Here is a 15,309-nt window from a genome sequence, read left to right on the forward strand (position 1 = left end):
AGAGTAGGACGCCGCCGAACAATTTTTAGAGTAGCCCCTGTGGGAGCCTTCGGGTTCCTGCGGGGGCTATTCTGCGTTTCCGGCCGGAATCAGCGCCGATTCACTTCACTGATTTCAATTCCCCGGTTCACTCGCGTCCACGTTCAGGCCAATCGGCTCAAATCTTCTTCCCCGACCCTGCCCCGCAACGGCTCCCCGCGCGTCAGCCGTTTGATCTCCTCGACGGCATACACCCCGAGACGTCGGACCTCGCTGCCCTGGGCCCCCGCGATATGCGGGGTGAGCAGGACATTCGGCAGCGTACGCAGCCGATGACCCGTCGGCAGGGGCTCGGGGTCGGTGACATCGAGAATGGCGTCCAGTCGGCCGGTGAGACATTCCCGGGTAAGGGCGTCCGTATCGACAAGAGCCCCCCGTGCCGTATTGACGACCGTGCCGCCGTCCGGAATGAGCGCGAGACGTTCGGCATTCATCAGATGGTGCGTTTCCGGCAGGAGCGGGGCGTGCACCGTGACGATGGAACTGGCCCGGCACAGCTCGTCGAGCCCCGAAAGCTCCGCGCCCAGGGCGGCCGCTTCCCGGACGGTCACATACGGGTCGTACAGAAGCACACGGAATTCCGCGTCCGAGGCGTGCAGGCGGGCGAGAAGCCGGCGGCCGATGCGCGAGGCGCCGATCACCCCGACCGTACGGCCGTCGGCGCCCTCGCGGTCGAGGAAGCCCGGCTTGGGGCCCGTGGCATAGGCGGCGGCCGCGGGAATCGCCTTCTTCGCCGCGAAGACGATGGCGGCCCACGTGAATTCCGCCACCGGGCCGGCATTCGCCTCGGCGGCCGAGGAAACGACGAGGCCGCGATCCCAGACGGCGGGGGTGACGAGTTCTTTGACGGACCCCGCCGCGTGGACCACCGCACGCAGTCGAGGGGCGGCCGCCAGAACGTCGCCGGTGAGTGCCGGGGTTCCCCAGCCGGTGATCAGCACATCGGCTTTGGCCAGAACCGACCGTGCCCCGGGTGCCGTGAGGTCTCCCGTCAGCACCCCGGGCGTCAGACGGGCCATGTTGTCCAGCTCGGTGCGAAGGGCGGCGGGCAGGGCCGCCGCGGCCTCGTCCGCCCCCATCGCGACGACGACGGTCGGCCGTTCCGGGAACGGCGAGGGATGGCCCGTTCGGTCCTTCATCGCATGCGACCCCGCATTCCGTTCGGGCGGACGCCAGGAATGGCGTTCCGCCGCGTCGTCGTGTACCCCGGTTCGGGCGAAAGCTCGTTGACCGCGTCGTTCGTACGGGCGAACATCGGCGGATGGAGCACCTCATCAGAACCGTACGAGCCGGTGAATGGGCCAAGGTCAAGGAATTGCGGCTGGCCGCGCTCGCCGACCCCGTCGCCCCGATCGCCTTCCTCGACACCTACGACAACGCCGTGGCCCAGTCCGACGCGTACTGGAAGGACCGTACCGAGACCGCGGCCGAGGGAAGGTCCGTTTGCGGATTCGTCGCCGAGGGCCCGGACGGCAGTTGGGCGGGCACGGTGACGGTCCTGGTGGAACGGCCCGGTGAGGACGACGTCTTCGGCGACGGCGCCGTCATGCCGCAGACGCATGTCGTCGGCGTCTTCGTACGGCCCGAGCACCGGGGCACCGGTCTCACACAGGCGCTCTTCGGTGCCGCGCTCGACTGGTCGTGGGCCCTTTCCAAGCCCCGGGCGGAGCGTGTGCGGCTGTTCGTGCACGAGGGGAACGAGCGCGCCCGGGCGCTCTACCGCAAGCTGGGCTTCGAGCCGACCGGGGTGGTCATCCCCATGCCCGGTGACCCCTCGGCGAAGGAGTACGAACTGTCGTTGGCCCGCCCGGCGTGCTGAGACGAGTTCTCGGCCGGCGACTGAGCGGCGCCAGCCCGTGGGCTGTCGACGCCGTGATCACCGCCGTCGTGCAGGCGGCGGTCACGATCCCCTTTATCGTGCCGCGCTCGGCCGATCTGCCGCCCGCCACCTGGGTCATGTACGGGCTGACGTCCCTCCAGGTACTGCCGCTGCTGTGGCGCACCAAGGCGCCGCTCACCTCGCTGCTGGCGATCACCGTCGCGGGCCTCGGGTACTTGATCGTGGACGGTCCCGGCCAGCCGCTTCCCTACAGCCCGATCGTCGCGATCTTCACTGTCGCCGCGCAGGCGGGGCTGTGGCAGCGGCGGGTCACGGTCGTTCTCGGCGTGCCGTTGGTCGCCCTCGGTGTGGCCCTGCGGGAAAACACGGCCCGCGAGTATCTCTTCGCCTTCTTCCTGTTCAGCATGGTCTACGTGCTCGGGGTGCTGGCACGTACCCGGCAGGCCTACACCCAGGCGGTGGAGGCGCGTGCCGCCGAACTGGAGCGGGCCCGGGTGATGGAGGCCGAGCGGGCGGCCGAGCGGGAACGTGCGCGGATCGCGCGGGAGATGCACGACATCCTCTCCCACGCCGTGAGTTTGATGATCGTTCAGGCGGAGGCCGGGCCGCTGGTCGTCCGGTCCGATCCCGACCGGGCGGAGGCGGCGTTCGACGCGATCTCGGGAGCCGGCCGGGACGCGATGGCACAGCTGCGCCGGATGCTCGGGGTGCTGAAGGACGACCCGGCGGCGGGGCGCGGCCCGCAGCCGACACTGGCGGGGCTCGGCACGCTCGTGGCAGACGTGCGGCGGACGGGGCTGGCGGTGAGCCTGGAGGTGTCGGGCGAGCCCCAGGAGGCCACGGCCGACGTCCAGGTGACGGTGTATCGGGTGGTGCAGGAGGCGTTGACCAATACCCTCAAGCACGCCGATGCCCGGTCCGTGTCCGTGCGGCTGGAGTGGGAGCCCGGCGCCCTCGCCGTGACGGTGGAGAACGACGGTGCGGGCCCGGTGGTGCTGCGACCCCACGGGGGCAGCGGCCAGGGCCTGATCGGCATCCGGGAGCGGGCCGCCGCCCACGGTGGCACGGCCACCGCCGGCCCCGCCCCGCACGGCCGGGGGTTCCGCGTTGCCGTGCGGCTGCCACTCGTGATCTCCTCCGCTGCGGAGGTGGGGACGTGACGATCCGTGTGGTGGTGGCCGACGACCAGGAGCTGGTGCGCAGCGGCTTCGCGATGATCCTGCAGGCGCAGCCGGACATCGAGGTGGTCGCCGAGGCCGGGGACGGGGCGGAGGCGGTCGAGGCGGTACGCCGGCACGCCCCCGATGTGGTGCTGCTCGACATCCGCATGCCACGGATGGACGGCATCGAGGCGGCACGGGCGGTCTGCGCGGAGACGGACTGCAAGGTCGTCATGCTCACGACCTTCGACCAGGACGACTACGTTTACGAGGCGTTGCACGCGGGCGCGAGCGGGTTTCTGCTCAAGGACGTCCGCCGTGACGATCTGGTGCACGCGGTGCGCGTGGTGGTCACCGGTGACGCGCTGCTGGCCCCCTCGGTCGCCCGACGGCTGGTCGCGGACTTCACGCGCCGGGCGGTGCCGGTGCCGTCCGGTGAGCCGTCGGACGGACTGGGGGCGCTCACGGCGCGGGAGCGGGAGACGCTCGTCCTGCTGGGCCGGGGGCTGTCCAACGCGGAGATCGCGGCCGAGTTGGTGGTCAGCGAGCACACGGTGAAGACGCATGTGAGCAAGGTGCTGTCGAAGCTGGGACTGCGGGACCGGATCCAGGCGGTCATCTGCGCGTACGAGACGGGACTGATCGCCCGAGGTGCCTGACGGACGGGCCGGGCGAGTGGCGCTTCCCCCCTCGCGCGGGGGAGCGAGCGGGGGCGCGGCACCGCTCGCACGGGGGAGGCGACGGCCGCGGAAGACCGCTCGCGTCGGCGATTCGCGGGGGCCCGCCGATCGTCAGGATGGGACACATCCGATGTGTCACCCGTCGTCTGTCGATCATTTGGGGAAGTTCCACCATGCGCCGTAAGGGAATTGCCGTCCTCGCGACCGCGGTCGCCGCCATGAGCGTCGCCGTCACGACCGCGCCCGCCCTCGCCTCCTCTTCCGTCTCCGCCCGGCCGGCGGCCGCGGTGGTCGCCGGGCAGGTGCCGTCGAACGCCGAGGCGATGCGGCGGGCGATAGCCGGCCTGCCGTCGTCGGAGGCCACCGGCGCGCAGGTCCGGCTGGGTGGCGAGGACGGCCGGTGGCTGGGCACGTCGGGTGTGGCCGACATGCGAACGCACCGGGCTCCGAAGGGCGACGAACGCTTCCGGGCGGGGAGCATCACCAAGACGTTCACGGCCGCGGTCGTGCTTCAGCTGGTGCACGAGGGCAAGGTGAGTCTGGATGGGACCGTTCAGCACTATCTGCCCGGTCTGCTGCCCGCCGACTACCCGGAGATCCGGGTCAGCCAGTTGCTGAACTACACCAGCGGCCTGCCGAGCGCCGACTTCCCCGCCGACTTCGACTGGCAGTACGCCCACCGCTTCACCTCGTGGGACCACCGCGAGCTGGTCAGCAGGGCCGTCGGCGGCCCCATGGAATTCGCTCCGGGCACGCAGCAGCACTACTCCAACATCGGTTACAACGTGCTGGGCCTGATCATCGAGAAGGTGACCGGCCGGTCCTACGAGCGTGAGGTACGGGACCGGGTGATCGAACCGGCCGGGCTCAAGGACACCTACAGCGCCGGCAACGACCCCAGGATCCACGGGCGGCACACGCGTGGGTATCAGGCGGTGAAGGCGAAGGACGGCTCGTCCCGGCTCGTGGACGTGACCGAGTGGAACCAGTCCATCACCTGGGCCTCCGGCGATCTGATCACCACCACGGCCGACCTGGAGCGGTTCTCCTCGGCCCTGTTCCGGGGCCGCGTCGTGCCGGAGCCCGAGCTGAAGCTGATGTTCACCGTCCCCGACGTCCCCGCCTACCGGCCCGACGGCGACCGGCCCAAGGAGGAGAAGGAGGAGAAGGCCACCTACACCAGCGGTCTGACCCGGGTGCAGGTCGGCAACCAGGTCATCTACGGCAAGACCGGCAACCGGTACGGCTACCTCAACGGCTTCGGCGCCACTCTCGACCGGTCCCGCACCGTCGTCTACTCGGTCAACGCCACGGACGCGAAGAGCGAGACCCCGAGCCCCATCGTCGGAAAGATCATCGCGGCGGGCTTCGGCGGATAGGCCCCAGGCCGGGCGGACCCGCGCGGCGGGGTCAGCCCACGAGGGTGTGGTGGGGCCAGCGGGCACGGGCCTGCTCCTCGGAACGCATCAGCGCGAGGGTGGGCAGACCGTACCGCTCGCCGTCCGTGAGCAGATCCGGCAGGGCGGGCAGCGGTGCGACGGCGGCCACATCGTCCAGCACCAGCGTCAGTGGTGGGTCGAGCCGACCGGAAGATGACCGTTCGGCCATGCCCCGGCCGCGCTCGACCACGTTTGCGACGAGTGCGGTCAGTAGGGGCATCGCACCCGGGCGGGTGCGGGGATCCTCAATCGCCTCACCCACCACGTAAAGGGTTCCCCCTTCGGCGATGAATGATTCCCACACGAGCAGATCGGCTCGATTGGGGTTGCAGGCGTCGCGCATGTGGATGGAGGACAGGGCCGCCAGGGCACGGGCCGTCAGTTCCCGTGCCATGTCGCGCCGTTCGGGGTGGCCGGTCAGTGCCGACTCCAGCTCACCCGCCGTGCCGGCGACCGCCTTGGTGTTCGTGCGGAGGATCCGCACCGGCTCGTGCGCCGAGGCGCCCTGGGCCCAGCGGTGCACCTGGCGGAACGGTCGCCCGTCCACGGCGGCGGCGTGCAGCCAGCAGCGCAGCAGCGTCTCCGCGGTGTCGGCGGTGGCGGAGTCGAGCGCGCTCTGAGGGCGTACGGGCGCGAGGAGCGCGGCGGCCCGGGAAGCGGCGGTGTCCCGGGTCTCGCAGCCGGAGGTGGGGTTCCAGCGCAGCCGGGCGGGGGTGTCGAGGAGATGGCCCGGGTCGAAGACGTGAACGGGGCCGAGCTTGGCGCGCGAATCCTTGGTGTCGGCCCACAGTCCGGGGTCGCTGGTGGTGACGAGCGCCGGACCCGCGGCTTCCAGAAGCACGCGGGCGGCGCTGTCCCGTCGGTCGGCGCCGTAGCGGACGCGCTGGGGCGTGGAGGCGCGCAGGGCCGGTACGGGGGCCGGAGCGGGCTGTTCCGCGCCCTGGGACGGTATCGGGGCCACAGCTGGTGCCACAGCCGGTGCCTGAGCCGGGAGCGGGCCGGAGGCAGCGGTGGCGGCAGGGGCGGCGGGAGCTGCCGGTGGGGCCGCCGCTGCCGGGGTCGCGGCCGCGTCCGTCTCCGCACGGTGCTGCTCCCCGCGCTGGGACCGCACCGCGCGCCAGCGCGCGAGCGTGCCGAGGACGAAGACGGTAAGGACGACGAGAACGAGGAGCTGGCCGATCAGGAGGCCCCAGAAGAGGCCGTAGCCCGAGAGGGCGGCCGGCGGGGTGGCGGGCCAGGCGGCGGGCAGGTCCTGCGGCCGGCTCAGCAGGTGCCGCAGGGCCGGAGGCGTCCGCAGGAACGTCACACCTTCCGGCCAGGCGCCATGCGTGAAGAGGGCGGCGAGACCGGTCGACGACCACACCAGCCCGGCCAGCCCCAGCAGGAACGCCAGGACACCGACCAGCAGGCCGTCCGGAATGCCGCCGCCCGGAGGCCGGCCGGCCGGTCCGCCGCCCTGTGCGCCCCCCAGGGGTCTCGCGCCACCCGGCATGTCAGGCCACCGTCGACTCGGAACCGTAGGCCTCGTCGGAGAGGTGCGCCTCCATCGCCGCCGCGGCCCGTTTCGCGGCCTCGGCCTCGGCCGCCAACTCGCGGGCCACGTCACCGTCCTCGGTCATGGCGCGGTCGGTGTAGACCAGCGGCCGCTCGGCCTCCGTGATGAGGTGCTTGACGACTTGGACGTTGCCGTTGACGTCCCAGACGGCGATGCCCGGAGTGAGGGTCGGGATGATCTCGACGGCCCACCTGGGCAGGCCCAGGACCAGCCCCGTCGCCCGTGCCTCGTCGGACTTCTGGGCGTAGATCGTCCGGGTGGAGGCCATCTTGAGGATCGCGGCGGCCTCCCGGGCCGCCGCGCCGTCGACCACGTCGGACAGATGGTGAACCACCGCCACGAACGACAGACCGAGCCGGCGCCCGAACTTCAGCAGTCGCTGGAAGAGCTGGGCGACGAACGGCGAATTGATGATGTGCCAGGCCTCCTCCACCAGGAAGATCCGCTTCTTGCGGTCCGGCCGGATCCAGGTGTGTTCGAGCCACACCCCGACGATCGCCATGAGAATGGGCATGGCGATGGAGTTGCGGTCGATGTGTGAGAGGTCGAAGACGATCAGGGGGGAATCGAGGTCGATCCCGGCCGACGTCGGCCCGTCGAACATGCCGCGCAGGTCGCCGTCCACCAGCCGGTCCAGCACCAGCGCGACGTCCAGCCCCCAGGCCCGGACATCGTCTATGTCGACATTCATCGACTCCGCCGACTCGGCTTCCGGGTGCCGCAGCTGCTCGACGATGTCGGTCAGCACCGGCTGCCGGTCGAGGATGGTCTCGTTGACGTACGCGTGCGCGACCTTGAGCGCGAAGCCCGCCCGCTCGTCCAGGCCGCGCCCCATCGCGACCTCGATGATCGTGCGCAGCAGGGCGAGCTGCCCGGTCGTCGTGATCGACGGATCGAGCGGATTGAGCCGGATGCCGCCGTTCATGGCGGCGGTCGGGTCGAGCCGGATGGGGGTTATCCCCAGCTGCTGCGCGATGAGGTTCCACTCGCCGACCCCGTCCTCGCCCTGGGCGTCCAGGACGACGACCTGGCGGTCGCGGAAGCGGAGCTGGCGCAGCACGTAGGTCTTCTCCAGCGCCGACTTGCCGTTGCCGGACTCGCCGAGGACGAGCCAGTGCGGGGCCGGCAGCTGCTGCCCGTAGAGCTGGAAGGGGTCGTAGATGTAGCCCTTGCCGGAGTACACCTCACGCCCGATGATCACGCCCGAGTCGCCGAGGCCGGGCGCGGCGGTGGGGAGGTAGACGGCCTGCGCCTGGCCGGTGGAGGTCCGTACGGGCAGCCGGGTGGTCTCCACCTTTCCGAAGAGGAAGCTGGTGAAGGCATCGGTCACTGCGGCGAGCGGGTCGAGCACGGCACTGCCCCTATCGTCGAATGCCGGTCGCGAACGGCAGTGTGTTGACGAAGGCCCGGTGGTGCTCGCGGTCGCACCACTCCAGTTTCAGGTAGCTCTTGCCGGCGGAGGCTCTTATGGTCCGCTTGTCGCGCGCCAGCGCCTCGGGGGAGCGCGAGGAGACGGTGATGTACCCGACGAGGTTCACGCCCGCGGCGCCGCTGGCCAGGTCCTCGCCGCGCTGGTCGACGCGGGAGTGATGGGCGACGTCGCGCGGGTCGACGACGCGGTTCATCTTGGCGGCCCGGGAGGCGTCCGCGTCGTCGTTGGTCTTCTCGGTCAGCATCCGCTCGATGGCGACGTCGGTCGGCTCGAGGTCCATGCAGACCGCGACGGTGCGGATCACGTCCGGGGTGTGGACGAGCAGCGGGGCGAGGAAGTTGACGCCGACGGGCGTCATCGGCCACTCCTTCACCCATGCGGTGGAGTGGCACCAGGGTTCACGGGTGCTCGACTCGCGGGTCTTGGCCTGGAGGTACGTCGGCTCCATCGCGTCCAGCTCGGCCGGCCAGGCGTTCCGCTTCGTCATCGCCTGGAGGTGGTCGATGGGGTGGTCCGGGTCGTACATGGAGTGCACGAGCGAGGCCAGTCGGCCCTGGCCGAGCGGCTGCCGGACGCGGATGTCCGCCTCGGCGAGCCGGGCGCAGATGTCGGTCAGCTCACGCGCCATGACGACGGCCAGCCCGGCGTCCCGGTCCAGCCTCCGCTTGCCGGCCTCGTGGCGCGAGGCACGGGCGATGGCCTGTGCCTCGGCGGCCAGTTCACGGGTGTAGTGCATACAGGCGACGAGGTACGCCCGGTGCTGCTCGGACGAGGTCGACACCATCGACTGGAGCTGGTCGTAGGACTCCTTCAGCCATGCGGGCGACTTCTCGTCACCGCGCCGCTCGACGTCCTTGGCGTGCGCGTCGGGGTCGGCGGGGAGCGTACGGGCCAGCATCTGGATGCGGGTGACGTACCCGTCCCCGTTGGCGACGTGCTTGAGCAGGGTCCCGAACCGGTCGACCAGGGCCTCCTGGTCCTCCGAGTCGCGCAGGCCGACGCCCGGGCCTTCGATCTCGATCGCGGCGGTGACCGTACGGCGGTCGGCGTGCAGCAGGACGGCGATCTCGTCGGGCCCGAAGGGCGCGGCCAGCCAGTTGATCCGCCCGATGCCCGGTGGTGGCCCGACCTCGACCTCCCGCCCGTCCAGGCGGGTACCGGCCTCGACGACGGAGGAGCGGTAGGTGGTGCCGCGCCGGAGCGTCCTTTTATACGAGCGATTGATTTCAAACCACTTGTAGAACGTGCGGTGCTTGTACGGCACGTACACGGCGGCCAGGGCGAGCACGGGGAACCCGGCGAGGGTGAGGATCCGCAGCGGCAGGTTCGGCACCAGGAGGCCGCACATCATGCCCAGGAACGCGCCGGCGATGATCAGCGCGATCTCGCCGGTCTCCCGGTTCTTGCCGACGACCGCGTTGGGACGCGCACGGCCGATCAGATACGTACGGCGGGCCGCGACCGGCTGGGACTGGGCCTGGATCGTCAACTCCGCTCACCTCCTCGGGTATTGCTGCGGTTCTGTGCGCGGGGCGCCGCGGGTCCGGAGAATCCGCCACCGCTCTTGCCGCCGTTGCGGTCGGTGGGCCGGGAACTGTGCGCGGCGACCCCGCCCGAGACGGCGCCGGCGGGCCGGGCCTGCTGACCGCCCCCGCCCCCGCCCCCGCCGCCGGAACCGCGGGCGCTGTGCGTGTTGATGCCCTGCTTGACGAGCGCGGCGGGCGAGGAGATCACGGCGGCGGCCTGACGGGACGCCGCGTCCTTGCTGGCGTTGCGGGTGCTGACGATCTCGTCGCCGAAGCCGGGGACGAACCGGTAGATCATCGCACTGGCGAAAATGGCAAGAATGATGATGGCGAGGCCGGAGACGACCGCCGAGAACGCGTTCGGCCCCTTGCCGGACGACAGTGCTCCGGCGAGGCCGAGAACGACCACGATGATCGGCTTGATCAGGATCACCGCGATCATGATGCCCGCCCAGCGCCGGACGTTGCCCCACATGTTCTTGTCGACCAGCCCGGCGTAGACGGCGGTGCCGAGCAGGGCCCCCACGTACAGCAGCGCGGCCCGGATCACCAGCTCCAGCCACAGCACGCCGGCGGCGAGCACGGAAACGAGCGACACCACGATCAGCATGATCGGCCCGCCGCCGATGCCGTCGCCCTTCTTGAGCGCCTCCGCGAATCCGCCGAAGAAGGCATCGTTGTTCGAATTCGAACCGGAGGCGATGGCGTCGGTGACGGCGTCGGTGGCGGAGACGACCGTATAGAGGATCAACGGCGTGAACGCGGACGCCAGCACGGTCAGCCAAAGGAACCCCACGGCCTCCGTGAACGCCTCCGTGAACGGCACCCCCCGCACGGCCCGCTTGGCGACGGCCAGCAGCCACAGGACGAGGGTGAGCACGGTGGAGGCGGCGAAGACGACGGCGTACTGGTGGAGGAAGGTGGAGTTGGTGAAGTCGACGGTACCGGTGGCCTTGACGGCTTCGGAAAGCTTCCCGACGATCCAGGCCGCGGCGTCGGCACACCCTTTGGAGAGCGACGCGAGGGGGTCCAGGGCGGTTTGGGGGTCGTTGGGGGACTTGATGCTGTTGCTGCCCTTGTCGCCACGGCAGTAGTCCTTCGCCGGTCCGACGATCAGGTCGCAGTTGTCCTTGGTCGCCGATGGGCTGGGGGTCGGTGTGGGCGTCGGCGTCGCCGATGGTGCCCCTGAGGGTGTCCCCGAGGGGGTCCCCCCCGGTGTCGGTGTGGGCGTCGGCGCGGCGACAGCGCGGGTGGCCAGGAGGACAGCACACGTCTGCACGCTCACCAGGGCGGAAGCGAGCGTGAGGGTGCGGTGGCGGGGCCTACCGGGCATAAGTGAACCCTCCGTATTGCTCGACTGCCTTGGAGATCTCGTCGGCCGTGGACGCGGTGCGATCGCCATTGACGGGGGCTGGGCCGTCCTTCTGCGAGAACCCCTCGGCCTTCCAGTCGCCGTCGACCCACCGCAGCTTGATCGTCATCGTGAACCAGTCATTGGCGACCGGATTCTTCGACCCGACTCCTGCCGTTCCGAACGCTCCTGTGCACCAGACCTCAACAGCGGCCGCTGACTCGCTGTACTCCGTCGCTTTGGTGCCGACCGGAACGGTGCGTGACACGTAGGTCATGTCCTTGGCGGCCTCGCCCTTCTCGTCCAGGCCCAGCTTCTCCAGGAATTCCTTCGAGTAGGCGTTGTCGAGGCTGGTCTGCAGCTCGCTCACCTTGTCGCTGGTGAAGATCTGCGGAACGATCGCGTGCCGTCGATCGGGCTTGAGGATGTCGGCCGACACCAGCGCGACAGCGAAGTTCGCCGCGGCCGACTGCGCCCCCTGCTCCGAATGTGCGAACCCGGAAGTGATACCGCCGGTCTTCCCGGTCACGGGCCTCGTTCCGGAAGCCGCCGTCGCCCCGCTGCTCGCCGCCTTGTCGGTGCCGGAGTCCGAGCCGTCCGACGACGCGCTGTCGCCACCCCTGTTGGCGAAGGCGATCGCGGCGAGGAGGAGCACGACGACACCGACGACCGTCATCAGGTTGCGGCTGGACATGCCCGGTCTGCCGCCGCCCGGGCGGGCGCCGCGGCGGGGCTGGCCGTAGGGCCCGTACGAGTCGCCCTCGCCCTCCGGCAGGCGGGTGCGGGTCAGATGACGGTCGTCGTAGCCGCCGGGGTCCTCGGCCGTGCGGCCCGAGTCCTGCCCGCCGCCGTAGCCGTCGTCGCCGAGGCTCATCGCGCGTCCGTCCCCTCATCCGTCTCATGCGTCGTCGCTGGCTTGCCGCCCGTATATGACGGTAGCGGTGTGAACGGTTTCAGGGGGGAGAGCATGGGGGTGTGAGGGGGCATCAGGTGGCAGCCTCGGTGCGGGGGGACTCGGGGACGAGAGGGTCTGCGCGGGTCGATGCGCGGCGGAACGGGTGACCGGGAGGGGGGGGCGGCTGGGGGGCGCGCGGTCGTCGGGGTGTGTCCGCGTGGTTCAGACGGCCATGCCGTAGACGATGGTGAAGAGGGTGCCCAGCGAGCCGATGATGAACACGCCGGTGAGGCCGGCGACGATCAATCCCTTGCCCTGCTCCGCGCTGAAGGTGTCCCGCAGGGCCGTGGCGCCGATCCGCTGCTTCGCCGCGCCCCAGATCGCGATGGCGAGGCACAGGAGGATGGCCACGGCCATGATGACCTCGACCATCACTCGAGCTTCCGTGCCCAGGCTACCGAACGGCCCCCATTTCGGGGCGATTCCGCCAATGATGGTGTTGATGTCACCCTTGTCGCCGGCTGCCAAAAACATTTGTAACTCACCGCCCTTTATGGGTAGTTGCGTCGCCCCTGCCGCACGGCAAAGGTCGGGACCTATCTTCGCCGACGATGCCGCTCAACATGTCGACTTGGCGGCATTTTTTGTCGGAACCCGGGTGCGCCGCCGGTGGTACCGCTCTGACCTGCGGCGCGGGCCGTTGTCAGTGGGGGGACCTATGGTGACTCTGTGTATCACGCGTATGGACGCCGAGCAATGATTGGCGAGGGCGGGGGGCCCGAGGATGCTCAAACGACAATGTGTTCGGTCGGTACGCTGGGGCGGCCGCCCTCGCGTTCGCCGCTCTTCGTGGCCGCCGGGTCGGTTCGTCGCTTTCATCGCGTTCATTGCACGCATCGCACTCGTCACCTGGTTCGGGTGCGTCGAAAACAAGGGTGGTACGGGTGCTGGTTGCCGATCGGTACCGGCTGGGGGATCTACTCGGCCGTGGCGGGATGGGCGAAGTCTGGCGTGGGCACGACGAGGTGCTGGGGCGTCAGGTCGCGGTGAAGCTGCTGCTGGGCGACGACGGCGACGAGTCGTCGGCGGCCCGGTTCCGGATGGAGGCGCAGACGGCGGCGCGCCTGAATCACCCTCAGGTCGTCGCGGTGTACGACTTCGGCGCCTGGGAGGGGCGCTTCTATCTGGTCATGGAGCTGGTCCAGGGGCCGAGCCTGGCGGACCTCTCCGCGCGGGGCGCGTTCGCCCCGGAGCGTGTCGCCGACATCGCCGCGCAGGCGGCCTCCGGGCTGGCCGCCGCCCACCGGCAGGGAGTGGTCCACCGGGACGTGAAGCCCGGGAACCTGATGCTCGATGCCGACGGCACCTTGAAGATCGGCGACTTCGGCATCGCCCGCTTCGTGGACGAGACCTCTGCCGCCCTGACGAGGGCGGGCCAGATCGTCGGCACGAGCACGTATCTCGCGCCCGAGCGGGCGCTGGGCCGGATGGCGGGTCCGGGCTCGGATGTGTACGCGCTGGGGTGCGTTCTCTACCAGCTGCTCGTCGGCCAACCGCCCTTCTGGGCGGACAGCCCGACCGCCCTGCTCTATCTGCACGTGGACGCCGAGCCGGTACCGCCACGGCAGCACGGCGTCGACATGCCGTACGCCTTCGAGGCCTATCTGCTGCGCATGCTCGCCAAGGAGCCGGAGGACCGGCCCTCGGCGGAGGAGGCGGCGGACTGGTTCGCTGGCGACTCCTGGCGGGACGTCGCGCAGCCGATGCCGATGCCGACCGCTGCGCCGCCACGCGCGCCCGAGCCGATGCGGGCTCCGGCGCCCGTTCCGGGGGGCGCGCGGACGGCGGCGTACGCGCCGGTGACTTCGGCCGTTCCGCATGCGGCGGCCCCCGGCAGACGGCGGAGCGGTGGGAGCGGACGGGGCGGGCGCGGCCCGAAGGTGCTGATCGGCGTGGCCGCCGGGGCGGCGGCCTTCGTGGCGGCGGCCCTGATCGGATCCTCGGTGTTCGGCCCGTCGGACAGCGGCAAGGACTCCCAGAGGCCCGAAGCCCAGCCGTCCGAGTCGGCGCAGCGGGAACAGGACGCTCCGGGCCCGGGTCCGACGCGCGACGCACCGAACGTGGTCCCGGCGGAGGCGACCCCGGCGGCGACCTCACCGGTGAAGCCGACGGCACCGTCGAAGCACCCCAAGCCGAAGAAGTCCGAGGACCCGAAGCCGAGCGCGACCGCCGGAACGCCCAAGGGCCAGCCCAAGACGGAGAAGCCGAAGCGGCAGTCGGGGCACGAGGAACACGACATCGTCGAGGTGGGTGACGAGGTCGACGGCGACTGAACGGCCCTCCGCGCCGTGGCGGCAAGCACCGCGCCCGCCACGGCCTGCCCGCCGGTTCCTCCGGCGGAGCGGCCGAACTCCCGGGCCCAGACGGCCCGGACGGGAGCATTCCGCCTGCTGCCGGTGATCACGGCGGCCTCCTCGGCTCGCGGTTCTCCTCCAGACGGACGCCGGTGGCCGGGGGCACCCGGTGCGCCCCACCAAGGGCGTCCTCGTGGTGCACCGCACGGGCCGCCCCCGGCTGTGCGCCCCGCTGTGATCGGCAGCGGACGGCTGCCGGTATTTCTCGCGGCGGTGTAGCCCGTCCGGGCGACGCCCGCGTTACGTACCAGCGATGCCCGAGCCTTGAATGCGTTAATGCTCCCGTTGTGCCATGGAGTACGGGCAGCCCTTGGGTCGCTGCCTGTGAGGGGGCGCGGGGCATGGCGGGAAGACGGACTTTCTCTCTGCGGCTGGCCGCGGCCGTGGGGCTGCCGACGGTCGCGGTGGGGCTGATGGTCGGGGCGAGGTGGCTCAATGCCTACGGGCCCGGGGGCGTGCTGCCGGGAGTGCTGGTCGTCGTGATGGTCGTCGTCGCGATGGCCGTCTGGGCGTTCTCGCCCTCGCTGTGCGAGAGCGGGATGGTGTTCTTCGTGTCGGCCGTCGCGCTCGCCATCGCCCTCGCCGGCGCCTACGCGGGCGTGGACGAGTGGGTGATGTACTCACGGGGCGTGCAGACCCGCTGCGCGGTTGTCGACGTCCACAAGCGGGTGGTGACACACACGTCGACCGATGCCCAAGGGGTGTCGAACACGACGACCACGACGTCCTACGACCACAGCCTCGGCTGCGCCGGAGGCAGGCCCCGGGAGATGACCACGAGCCGGCGCATCGCGGACAAGGGCGAGCGGATCACCGTCGCGTACGACCCCGACGGACGAGTGGGCCCGACCCCGGCCGGTGAGGTCTCCGACGGGCGTACGGCCAGGTGGGTGTGCGGCATCGGCCTCGCCGTGACCATCGCCCTCCGCGTCGGTGACGTCCTGGTCCGCCGGGGCCGTGTCCGGTGGACCAAGTGAG

13 protein-coding genes are annotated in these 15,309 nt (G+C 70.8%); 6 read left to right on the forward strand and 7 right to left on the reverse strand.

Going from position 1 to position 15,309, the window contains the following annotated elements; translation table 11 throughout:
- Positions 1-143: 143 nt before the first annotated feature.
- Positions 144-1,178: a hydroxyacid dehydrogenase gene (locus ACZ6MA_RS12170; RefSeq protein WP_469433168.1), complete on the reverse strand. Its 1,035-nt coding sequence runs from the start codon at positions 1,176-1,178 to the stop codon at positions 144-146.
- A 122-nt stretch (positions 1,179-1,300) separates the two neighbouring features.
- Between ACZ6MA_RS12170 and ACZ6MA_RS12175 the strand changes: the two genes are divergently transcribed.
- The 4 genes from ACZ6MA_RS12175 to ACZ6MA_RS12190 all read left to right on the forward strand — a co-directional run bounded on the left by ACZ6MA_RS12175 (position 1,301) and on the right by ACZ6MA_RS12190 (position 5,098).
- A complete protein-coding gene (locus tag ACZ6MA_RS12175) occupies positions 1,301-1,858 on the forward strand; it encodes a GNAT family N-acetyltransferase (RefSeq protein WP_469433169.1) in 558 nt (185 codons plus the stop codon).
- Positions 1,852-3,039, forward strand: a complete 1,188-nt coding sequence (locus ACZ6MA_RS12180; protein WP_469433171.1) for a sensor histidine kinase — start codon at positions 1,852-1,854, stop codon at positions 3,037-3,039. The genes ACZ6MA_RS12175 and ACZ6MA_RS12180 overlap by 7 nt, the downstream gene beginning before the upstream one ends.
- The gene (locus ACZ6MA_RS12185) at positions 3,036-3,698 is read left to right on the forward strand and encodes a response regulator (protein WP_469433172.1); all 663 of its coding nucleotides are present in this window, start codon (positions 3,036-3,038) and stop codon (positions 3,696-3,698) included. Before ACZ6MA_RS12180 ends, ACZ6MA_RS12185 begins: the two co-directional genes overlap by 4 nt.
- Positions 3,699-3,892: 194 nt before the next feature.
- Positions 3,893-5,098, forward strand: coding sequence for a serine hydrolase domain-containing protein (locus ACZ6MA_RS12190; RefSeq protein WP_469433174.1), 1,206 nt, complete (start codon positions 3,893-3,895; stop codon positions 5,096-5,098).
- A 31-nt stretch (positions 5,099-5,129) separates the two neighbouring features.
- Here ACZ6MA_RS12190 and ACZ6MA_RS12195 read toward each other — a convergent pair whose 3' ends face one another.
- From ACZ6MA_RS12195 to ACZ6MA_RS12220, 6 genes are all read right to left on the reverse strand, one after another.
- The gene (locus tag ACZ6MA_RS12195; RefSeq protein ID WP_469433175.1) at positions 5,130-6,650 is read right to left on the reverse strand and encodes a type IV secretory system conjugative DNA transfer family protein; all 1,521 of its coding nucleotides are present in this window, start codon (positions 6,648-6,650) and stop codon (positions 5,130-5,132) included.
- A 1-nt stretch (position 6,651) separates the two neighbouring features.
- Positions 6,652-8,064: an ATP-binding protein gene (locus tag ACZ6MA_RS12200; RefSeq protein ID WP_469433176.1), complete on the reverse strand. Its 1,413-nt coding sequence runs from the start codon at positions 8,062-8,064 to the stop codon at positions 6,652-6,654.
- A 10-nt stretch (positions 8,065-8,074) separates the two neighbouring features.
- Positions 8,075-9,628 carry an SCO6880 family protein gene (locus ACZ6MA_RS12205; RefSeq protein WP_469434066.1) on the reverse strand — a complete coding sequence of 518 codons (1,554 nt, stop codon included), beginning with the start codon at positions 9,626-9,628 and terminating at the stop codon, positions 8,075-8,077.
- A gap of 2 nt (positions 9,629-9,630) precedes the next feature.
- Positions 9,631-11,004, reverse strand: a complete 1,374-nt coding sequence (locus ACZ6MA_RS12210) for a hypothetical protein (RefSeq protein ID WP_469433178.1) — start codon at positions 11,002-11,004, stop codon at positions 9,631-9,633.
- Positions 10,994-11,896, reverse strand: coding sequence for a DUF8175 domain-containg protein (locus ACZ6MA_RS12215; protein ID WP_469433180.1), 903 nt, complete (start codon positions 11,894-11,896; stop codon positions 10,994-10,996). Before ACZ6MA_RS12215 ends, ACZ6MA_RS12210 begins: the two co-directional genes overlap by 11 nt.
- A 243-nt stretch (positions 11,897-12,139) precedes the next feature.
- Positions 12,140-12,451 (reverse strand): hypothetical protein, encoded by a 312-nt coding sequence (locus ACZ6MA_RS12220; RefSeq protein WP_130878234.1) that lies wholly within the window; start codon positions 12,449-12,451, stop codon positions 12,140-12,142.
- A 410-nt stretch (positions 12,452-12,861) separates the two neighbouring features.
- On the opposite strand from ACZ6MA_RS12220, the gene ACZ6MA_RS12225 reads away from it, so the two are divergent.
- Both ACZ6MA_RS12225 and ACZ6MA_RS12230 read left to right on the forward strand, forming a co-directional pair.
- Positions 12,862-14,250 (forward strand): serine/threonine-protein kinase, encoded by a 1,389-nt coding sequence (locus tag ACZ6MA_RS12225; RefSeq protein WP_469433182.1) that lies wholly within the window; start codon positions 12,862-12,864, stop codon positions 14,248-14,250.
- Between the two features lie 422 nt (positions 14,251-14,672).
- Positions 14,673-15,308, forward strand: a complete 636-nt coding sequence (locus ACZ6MA_RS12230) for a hypothetical protein (RefSeq protein ID WP_469433183.1) — start codon at positions 14,673-14,675, stop codon at positions 15,306-15,308.
- The last annotated feature ends 1 nt before the right edge of the window (position 15,309 follow it).

The organism is Streptomyces sp. NPDC042259 (genome assembly GCF_055582085.1).